The sequence below is a fragment of the Pseudomonas sp. TE50-2 genome (genome assembly GCF_040813665.1).
Taxonomy (GTDB): domain Bacteria; phylum Pseudomonadota; class Gammaproteobacteria; order Pseudomonadales; family Pseudomonadaceae; genus Aquipseudomonas; species Aquipseudomonas soli.
Genome location: NZ_JBFNXN010000001.1, coordinates 5278160 through 5284274 on the forward strand (window position 1 = coordinate 5278160; position 6115 = coordinate 5284274).

The 6115-nt window shown below is 65.7% G+C and carries 5 protein-coding genes; 1 reads left to right on the forward strand and 4 read right to left on the reverse strand.

Features of this window, described 5'->3' with window-relative positions; all coding sequences use genetic code 11:
- Window positions 1–56 precede the first annotated feature (56 nt).
- Both AAHK21_RS24195 and hisN read right to left on the reverse strand, forming a co-directional pair.
- Window positions 57–1103, reverse strand: coding sequence for a metal-dependent hydrolase (locus AAHK21_RS24195; protein WP_367858583.1), 1047 nt, complete (start codon window positions 1101–1103; stop codon window positions 57–59).
- 24 nt (window positions 1104–1127) lie between these two features.
- Window positions 1128–1919, reverse strand: coding sequence for a histidinol-phosphatase (hisN, locus tag AAHK21_RS24200; RefSeq protein ID WP_367858584.1), 792 nt, complete (start codon window positions 1917–1919; stop codon window positions 1128–1130).
- Between the two features lie 222 nt (window positions 1920–2141).
- On the opposite strand from hisN, the gene AAHK21_RS24205 reads away from it, so the two are divergent.
- Window positions 2142–2789 (forward strand): helix-turn-helix transcriptional regulator, encoded by a 648-nt coding sequence (locus tag AAHK21_RS24205; protein WP_367858585.1) that lies wholly within the window; start codon window positions 2142–2144, stop codon window positions 2787–2789.
- A 55-nt stretch (window positions 2790–2844) separates the two neighbouring features.
- Here AAHK21_RS24205 and AAHK21_RS24210 read toward each other — a convergent pair whose 3' ends face one another.
- Entirely contained in the window at window positions 2845–4848 is a 2004-nt protein-coding gene (locus tag AAHK21_RS24210) for a MacB family efflux pump subunit (protein WP_367858586.1), read from the reverse strand.
- Window positions 4849–4850: 2 nt separating this feature from the next.
- Complete coding sequence (macA, locus tag AAHK21_RS24215) at window positions 4851–6005, reverse strand: macrolide transporter subunit MacA (protein WP_367858587.1); 1155 nt, start codon at window positions 6003–6005, stop codon at window positions 4851–4853.
- Window positions 6006–6115 lie beyond the last annotated feature (110 nt).

Here is a 6115-nt window from a genome sequence, read left to right on the forward strand (position 1 = left end):
CTAAGCCCTTGTAGCCCGCCACCCGGCGGGCTTTTTTTTGCTCGCCGACCAGCCGCCTACAAGTGCCCCGCCCACACGGCAAGTGGCAGTGGCGGTTGCTGGTCGAGGATACGACGCCAGATCAAGCCCAGTCGCTCGCCATCGAACAGGGAGGCGGCACCGCCACCAACCCAGCCCCTGGGCTGGATCACCGCCCATTGCCCCGCGGCGTCACGTCGGGCCATCTCGAAACGGAAACTGTAGTTGCCCGGCATGCCCATGCGCAGGTCGGTGACCACCAGCGAGTCGCCAATGACGTCGTAGCGCAGCCAGTCATCGGTGAACCAGCGCAGACGCTCGTACAGCGGTGCACCCGCAAGCACCTTGGCTGCCTGCAGATTGCGCGACTGCTTCAGCATCTCCGGAGGTTCGCGATCGAACCCGCTGCTCACGCCCTCGTAGTAGTCGCCGTCCGGGGTTTTCGCCAGCACCCGCCAGATCAGGCTGTTGAAGGCGATGGGCACCGCGCGGACCTCACTGGGCTCGACTCCCTGCGCCTGCAAGGCCAGGTGGAAACGTTGCTCGGCGGCCATGCGCCCGGCCAGGCCAAAACCCAGATACAGCGTGCTGAACCCCAGTGCCAGGCACAGCATCGCGGTCGCCCTGCCCTTCAGGCCCCTGATCGCCGCATAGCCCACCGCCAGCAGCAACGGCACGGTATACACCGGGTCGATGATGAACACCGCCGCCCAGCTCTCCGGCGTCAGGTGCAAAGGCCAGAACAGCTGGGTGCCATAGACGGTGAAGGCGTCGAGCACCGGGTGGGTGACCAGCGCCAGCCAGAAGGCGAGGAACAGCCTGCCAGGGGTATAGCCTCGGCCAGGCCACCGCCAGGCGACCAGCCAGGCCAGCAACAGGGCCAGGCCGGTCAGGACGAAGATCGAATGGGAAAAGCCACGGTGGAAGGTCATCTGCGACACCGGATCGGCATAGCGGATCACCACATCCAAGTCGGGCAGTGTCCCCAGGGCGGCGCCATAGATCAGCGAACGGCGGCCCTGGATACGGCCCAGGACGGTGCCTTGCAGTGCCGCGCCGAGCACGGCTTGGGTGATTGAGTCCACGGCAAACGTCTCGTGCAGGGTCTATCAGATGGCGTGACGCAACATCGCCAGTACCTGCGCATGCAACGCCGGATCGCCACAAGCCACCACGCAGCCCCCGTCCTGGGCCGAGCCGCCATCCCAGGACGTAATGACTCCACCCGCGCCTTCGATGATCGGCATCAACGCCTGCACATCGTAGGGCTGCAGGCTGGCCTCGACGATCACATCGACGAATCCGGACGCCAGCATGCAGTAGGCATAGCAATCACCGCCATAGCGCATCAGCCGGGCCTTGCCGGCGACCGCCTCGAACGCCGCCTTGCGCGCCGGGGTGTCGAACATGTCAGGGGTGGTGCACATCAGCGTGGCCGACGCCAGGTCGGCGCAGGCGCGGGTCTTCAGCGGTGTGTCATTGCGCCAGGCGCCGTGCGGGGTGCCGATGAAGCGTTCGCCGGTGAACGGCTGGTTCATCACCCCGAGCACCGGGCGAGTGCCGTCGTTGAGGGCGATCAGCGTGCCCCACAGCGGCAGGCCGGTGATGAAGGCGCGGGTGCCATCGATCGGGTCGAGCACCCAGGTCAGCGGGCTGCTGCCCAGTGCCGCGCCCTGCTCTTCACCCAGTATGCCGTGGGTGGGATAGCGGGCCTGGATCAGCGCGCGCATCGCCTCTTCGGCGGCCTTGTCGGCGATGGTCACCGGGTCGTACAGGCGCCCCCCCTTGTCCTCGACATCCAGGCTGGCACGAAAGTACGGCTGGATCGCCGCCGCGGCGGCATCGGCCAGTTGCTCGGAGAAAGAGCGGAATTCGCCGATCTGTTCAGCGCTCAGGGACATGGGCGGTCTCGTTGTTGGATGGGATGCGCATCATACCCGAGTCGTGCCTGGACATACCTCTGGCGTCAACGATGATATTGTTATGCCATTATTACCGCTTCATTTAACCGTCACTGATTCGTTGTACTAGGATAGCTAGCAGCCCAATGGCCCGGCCGACAGTCAAGGATGCTGGTTGCTGGCGCAAGGGCCTCCGTTCCACCGCCTATCATGGATGACACGATGAATTCGCACCTGCTCTTTCCGCAGATCGGCAAAGTCATAGCCAGTACCGGCAGCCGCCATTTCCCCCGGCACCTGCACGACCTGATCCAGACCCACCTGACCATCGATGCCACGCATATCCGCCAACTGCGCATCAACCCGTCTTGCGCCAGCCAGCCAGACGCGACCTTGGTCAGCGAGACGGTATTCAGCGCCGGCGATACGGGCGACGGCTTCGACGACCCGGCGCGCCTGCACCTGGCCCGGCGCAAGGATGGTTTCCGCTACGAAATCACGGTATTGCGGGCCGACACCCGCGTTGGCTTCTCAGCTACCGATCGCAGCCGGCTGGAGGACATTTCGCCCTTGCTGCTGCCCATGCTGGAAAAACACATCAATGCCCTGCAGCCTGCCGCGCCGGTACCCGCGGACCCCGACAGCCTCGAACAGCGCTTTCTCGAGCGCCTGCGTCAGACCGGCATCCGCCTGTCCGAACGCGAAATGCAGGTGTGCGAAGGCTTGCTGGCCGGGCGCACCGCGCCGCAGCAGGCCGAGCATCTGCGGCTCAAGGTCAATACGGTGGAAAGTTACCTGCGCCGGGCGGCGATCAAGCTGGGCATCAGCGGACGCCACTCGCTGATGCGCTGGATGTATGCCGAAATCTAGTCCCCTGCAGGACACCTGGGAGCGAGCGCCATGCATATAGCGCTCGCTTTCAGGCCTAATCCCGCGCCAATGCCTCGATAGGGTCCAGCCGCGCCGCGTTGCGCGCCGGCACGAAGCCGAACACGATGCCGATCAAGGTCGAGCAGACGAACGCCGTGACCACCGACCCCAGTGAAAACACCATCTCCCACTGCTTGACGAAAAGCGCGAACAGATAGCCGATCCCGTACGACAACCCGATCCCGATTACGCCGCCGATCAGGCAGACCATCACCGCCTCCACCAGGAACTGCTGGCGGATATCCGACTGCCGTGCCCCCACCGCCATGCGGATGCCGATCTCGCGGGTGCGCTCGGTGACCGACACCAGCATGATGTTCATCACCCCGATCCCCCCCACCACCAACGAAATCACTGCGATCAGCGACAGCAGCAAGGTCAGCGACCGGCTGGTCTTCTGCACGGTCTGCATGATGCTGTCGAGGTTGTTGGTGAAGAAATCCTTGGTTCCGTGGCGCTGCAGCATCAGTTTGTTGACCTCCTCCTCCACTCGCTTGCTCGGCAAGCCGTCCTTGATCCGCACGCTGATGCTGTCCAGGTGGCGCTGGCCGAGCACGCGCCCGGCGGCAGTCTCGTAGGGCATCCACACGTTCAACGTGTTGCCGGCGACGAACAGGTTCTTGTTCTCGGCGGTCACGCCGATTACCGTGCACGGCAGCTTGCCGACCAGGATCACCTGCCCCAGCGGGTTGACGCCGTCGCCGAACAGGCGCTTGCGCGTATTGTGGTCGATCACCACCACCTGGGCCTGGCGCCGGGCATCATCGGCGCTGAACACGATCCCCGCGGCCAGGGGGATGTTGCGCACCTGGAAGTACTGCTCGCTGACGCCGTTGAGCTGCACGTCGGCGTCGATGTTGCGGTAACGCACCAGCGAACTCTGGCCGATCACCGGGGTGGCGCTGTCGACGTAATAGAGCTCGTTGAGCGCGGTCACGTCGGCCGGCACCAGGGTCTCGATGGCCTTGGCCCGACTGTCGCCGAAACTGCTGCCGGAGTAGATGTCGATGGTGTTGCTGCCGATCGCCTGGATATCCTTGAGCACGTAGCCCTTGGCGCCCTCGCCGATGGCCGAGATCGACACCACGGAAGTGATGCCGATGATGATCCCGAGCATGGTCAGCAGGGTGCGCATGCGGTGCGAGACCAGGGCGATCCAGGCCATCTTGAAGGCCTCGCGGAACAACCCGAGGCTGGCCACCAGCCGTCGCGGCGCCTGCTCGCGGACCGGTGCGGCGTCGGCGGACGGCGCGAGAGGCTCGGCGCGGGTGCGCCGGTCACTGACGATCTGCCCGTCGCTGACCTCGATGATCCGCTCGGCATGGGCGGCAACCTTGGGGTCGTGGGTCACCAGGATCACCGTGTGCCCGGCGCCGTGCAGTTCCAGCAGGATGTTCATCACTTCCTTGCCGCTGGCGGTATCGAGGGCTCCGGTGGGCTCGTCGGCAAGGATCACCTCGCCGCCGTTCATCAGCGCCCGACAGATACTGACCCGCTGCTGCTGCCCCCCCGACAGCTGGTTGGGCCGGTGCGCCAGGTGTCCGCCCAGGCCCAGGCGGCCCAACAGCTCCCGCGCCCGGGCATGCCGCCCGGCCTGCGCCACGCCGGCGTACACCGCCGGGATCTCGACATTGCGCAGGGCATCCAGGTGCGGCAACAGGTGGTAGCGCTGGAAGATGAAACCGAAGTGGTCCCGCCGCAGCGCGGCCAGGGCGTCGTCGTCGAGATCGCGGGTTTCCTGGCCGCTGACCTGGTAGCTGCCGGCGCTGGCATGGTCCAGGCAACCGAGGATGTTCATCAGCGTCGACTTGCCCGAACCCGAGGCGCCCATGATCGCCACCAGCTCGCCGGCATGGATCTCCAGATCGATGCCCTTGAGCGCCAGGAACTCGCGGTCCCCGGCCATGAAGCTGCGGCTGACCCCGTCCAGGCGCAGCAGCGGCTGGTCCTCGAGCGCCGACACCGCCCGTGCCGGCGACAGTTCCACGTTCATGTTCATGCTCACGCCCCCGCCTCGCCCGACACCGGCTCGCCGATCACCACGCGGTCGCCTTCGGCCAGGCCGTCCTTGACCTGCACCTTGACGTTGTTGTTGATCCCCGCCTGGACCTTGCGCACCTGGGCGAAGCCCTTGCCGTCGATCACCCGCACCGGGAAGCTGCCGTCGGCGTCGCGCGGCCCCAGCGCCGCCACCGGCACGGTGAGCACGCCCAGGGCGGTGTCGAGGACGATACGCACCTGGGCGGTCATCGAAATGCGCAGGCGGTGCTCGGGGTTGGGCACCTCGAACAGCGCGTTGTAGAACACCGCGCTGGCCTGCTTGGCGGCGGCGCCGCTCTTGTCGCTGCTTTCCAGGTAGTTCTGCGGTGCGGGCTCGGTGCCGCGCAGCTTGGCGTAGTAACGTTTGTCGTCACCGAGGATGGTGAAGTACACCTGCTGGCCGGGGCTGATATGAATCACGTCGGCTTCGGACACCTGGGCCTTGATGGTCATGGTGTCGAGGTCGGCGAGCTTGAGGATTACCGGCGCCAGCTGGTTGGAGATCACCGTCTGCCCTTCCTGGGTGACGATACCCACCACATGGCCATCGATCGGCGCGACGATACGGGTGTAGCCGAGGTTGACCCGGGCCGTGTCGATCTGCACCTGGGCGCTCTTGATCTGCGCGTCCAGCGAGCGCAGGTTGGCCTGCTGCACCTCGAACTCGGACTCGGCGTTCTCGAAGTCCTGGCGCGAGATCGACTCGTCGGCCTGGAGCACGTCGTAGCGTTCGTAGACCCGCTTGGCCTGCTTGAGCTTGGCCTGCACCGAGCGCCGCTCGGCCTGCAGTTTCTCGGCGTCGACCTCGGCCTGACGCAGCGAGTTGCGCGGCACCAGCGGGTCGATTTCGGCCAGCCACTGGCCTTCGGCGACCTTGTCGCCAAGCTTGACCTTGAGCGACTTGAGCTGCCCCGAAACCTGGGCGCCGACGTCGACCTGGCGGATACCTTCCAGGGTGCCGGTGGCCAGCACCGCGTTTTCGATATCGCCACGCTCGACCGTGGCGGTGATGTACTGCGGCGGCTTGGCTGGGGCCTGTACCGCGTAGAGCACGATGCCGGCGACCAGGGCCACGGCGACGCCGAGGGTGATCTTGCGAAACTTCGTCTTTTCCATAAAACCCGTTCTTCCTGAAGCTGATGAGGTCCCGTGGGAGCGGGCTTGCCCCGCGATAACGCCACTCCAAGGTGACGCCATTGCTTTGCAAGCCCGCTCTCACGACGGTG

Excerpts from the sequence above, each read along its gene's own strand:
- AAHK21_RS24205 (WP_367858585.1), top strand. The coding sequence starts at position 2,142 with ATGAATTCGCACCTGCTCTTTCCGCAGATCGGCAAAGTCATAGCCAGT.
- macA (WP_367858587.1), bottom strand. The coding sequence starts at position 6,005 with ATGGAAAAGACGAAGTTTCGCAAGATCACCCTCGGCGTCGCCGTGGCC.
- hisN (WP_367858584.1), bottom strand. The coding sequence starts at position 1,919 with ATGTCCCTGAGCGCTGAACAGATCGGCGAATTCCGCTCTTTCTCCGAG.
- AAHK21_RS24210 (WP_367858586.1), bottom strand. The coding sequence starts at position 4,848 with ATGAACATGAACGTGGAACTGTCGCCGGCACGGGCGGTGTCGGCGCTC.